This is a genomic window from Blastomonas sp. UPD001 (assembly GCF_003426715.1).
Taxonomy (GTDB): Bacteria; Pseudomonadota; Alphaproteobacteria; order Sphingomonadales; family Sphingomonadaceae; genus Blastomonas.
The window spans coordinates 1-2,360 of sequence record NZ_QKVT01000049.1 but is presented as its reverse complement, the minus strand read 5'-3'; the positions used below and the strand labels follow the sequence as shown (position 1 = coordinate 2,360).

Sequence of the window (2,360 nt, the reverse complement as noted above, 5' to 3'; positions counted from 1 at the left end):
CCGGACTTCCAATGACCCTGATCTGCGCGCCCGACTTTGTATCGGCGAAGGCGATGTACCCATCTTGTGAGATCCATTCGCGCTTCATCGACTGGGCTTCATTCAGTCGAAGGCCTGTTAACGCCAGTAGCCGTATTATAGCGAGACCGACTGGGTGTTCCGCGTCGGCACGCTCATGAAGAGCACGGCCAAGACTGCGCAGTTCGTCCCGGCTCAATCGCCTTGTCCGTCTTACATCAGGGAACTTTCTAACCCCGAGAGCGGGGTTGAACTCGATCAAGCCAGCCCGCTTGGCATGGGCAAAGATGCTATGCAACGTCGTTACTGAACGGGCGGCCACGCCTTTGCCACCACTTGCGAGCCCTCCTCGGCCTCGGCTACGCGGACGAGCTGTTTTTCCGACAGCGATATCGTGCTGCATAGCCTCGACGTCTGGCAGTCGGATTGCCGCCACCTTGCGACTACCGATCAAGGGTCGAATGTGAGTCTCTATGCGACTGCGATCCATCGCGAGGGTAGACGCCTTGATTGGCGCACGCTTGCGTCCAAGCAATCGACCCGCTTCGGCTTCAGCAAGGTACCAGTCGCAAAGCGCGCCAACTGTGAGCCCGTTTTTTGTTGCCGCCTTCTCGTCAGCCGGGTCAAAACCGCGCGCAACATCGCCCAACTTGATCCGCGCCTCATCGCGTGCTTGTTCGACCGTAATTACCCCGAAGCGACCAAGCACAAGGCGACGCTTTCTCCCCTCGGCATTGCGATATTGGACGATAAACGACTTTGTGCCTCCGGCCTCGATCTTGCAGCCAAACCCTCGGAGTTCCTTGTCCCAGAGGAAGGTCGGCCGCCCAACGATGGGTTTGGCGTCAACGACCATTCTCTTTGTGAGGCGATATATATCAGCCACGGACGTCCTCCTTCCTTCGCCCCGCCGCACCAACATGTGCGTACCCACGCCAGTACGCTCGTATCCAATTAGTATCCAGTTCGTTTCGCAATGATAGCGGCCATCGGCGGCAGATAACAAGATGCCACCTTTCTAAAGCATTGGACTTTTAGCATTATTAGCAGCGATGGCGGCCCTCGGCGGCTTGCTTCGGGATGCTAGGGTACTTTGCCAAGGTTGGGGTCGAGGGTTCGAATCCCTTCGCCCGCTCCAGTTTTTCCGATATCTTGCAGCGACATGAGATCAGGTTTCGGCCTGATTGTCGCCGCGTGCGCGCAAAAAAAGAGGGGCACGGATGGCCCCTCTTTCCCTGGTCGCGCGGACTGGCGCAGCGTCAATAGCCGGTGGTGGTCGATCCCAGGCCCTGCATCGCGCTGCTGCCCGAGGCGATCTGGCTGTGCGCCTGTTCGATCACGCGGAGCGTTTCGGGCGAGGCGTTGCGATCGTTGAGCGCGGTCTCGAACTTTTCCATCAGATAGGTCTCGCCGCGCTGGACTTCCTCCAGCACCGCCTTGTCGTCGCGCGAGACGATCATCGATTTGAGGTTCACGAACATGCGGTGCGCACCGCCGAGCACGGTGCCGTCATCCTCGGGCGTGCCACCAAGCGTGCGGACCTGGTCGCGCAGCATCGCCACCACCTGCGTGCGTTCGGTCGCGCGCTCGCCGAAGTTCGACTTGAGCTGCGGGTTCTCGGCATCCTTGGCCGATTCGCGATAGCCCTCGACGCTGTCGAGCGTGGTCGCGATCAGCGAGTTGAGGAGCGAGATGTCATTGTCATAGCTGGCCATTGGGGGACCTCCATCGGGGAAAGGCGCCTGCGCCCGGGGTCGGGCGAGACGGTGCGCGCATATCGGCGCTGGGCAGGGGGGTGCGAAACCACATAGTTTAGCTCCGCGCCCGGATGCCCGGCGGGGGCGGCGGGCTGCAGGTCAGCTGTGCGGCTCGGCATGGCCCGCATCGCGCAGATAGCGTGCATCGATGCTGCGGATGATGGTCTCGGCCTGCTCACCCCCCTGCAGCCGCAGCAGCGCATCGACCTTGGCCTCCAGCCGGTCGTCATTCTCCTTGGAGCTGGGCGAGCTGACATAGAGGAAATAGGCGAGGCCCACGACCTGCCAGATCAGCTGAAGGAATTCGGACTGCCAGTTCTCGAACGTGTCGCGCATCATCTCGTCGAGATAGCCGGACATGTCGGGCGCCTGGCCGTGCTGCAGCGCCTCGTTCTCGAACGCGCGCCAGCCGAAATACCAGTGCAGCCCCAGCGAGACCGCGAAGAACAGCAAGGTCAGCCAGCCATAGGCATATTTGCGCCAGATGCTCCAGCGCTGCATGTCCGGCGTCGCGCCGGACGCGGCGTCGTGGTGCTGGCGGGTGATGTCGGCCTGCATGCCCGGCCCGCTCAGGACTTGCGCTCG

The 2,360-nt window shown here is 61.6% G+C and carries 3 protein-coding genes; all 3 read right to left on the bottom strand.

What is annotated here, in order from left to right; translation table 11 throughout:
- Positions 1-904 (bottom strand): site-specific integrase family protein (locus tag DM995_RS18250; RefSeq protein ID WP_198669480.1); only part of this gene is annotated, 904 nt, incomplete at its 3' end.
- A 373-nt stretch (positions 905-1,277) separates the two neighbouring features.
- Positions 1,278-1,733, bottom strand: coding sequence for a ferritin-like domain-containing protein (locus DM995_RS18245; protein WP_023837216.1), 456 nt, complete (start codon positions 1,731-1,733; stop codon positions 1,278-1,280).
- 141 nt (positions 1,734-1,874) lie between these two features.
- On the bottom strand, positions 1,875-2,360 hold a 486-nt coding region (locus DM995_RS18240), incomplete at its 5' end, for a DUF6766 family protein (protein WP_232824540.1).

Excerpts from the sequence above, each read along its gene's own strand:
- DM995_RS18245 (WP_023837216.1), bottom strand. The coding sequence starts at position 1,733 with ATGGCCAGCTATGACAATGACATCTCGCTCCTCAACTCGCTGATCGCG.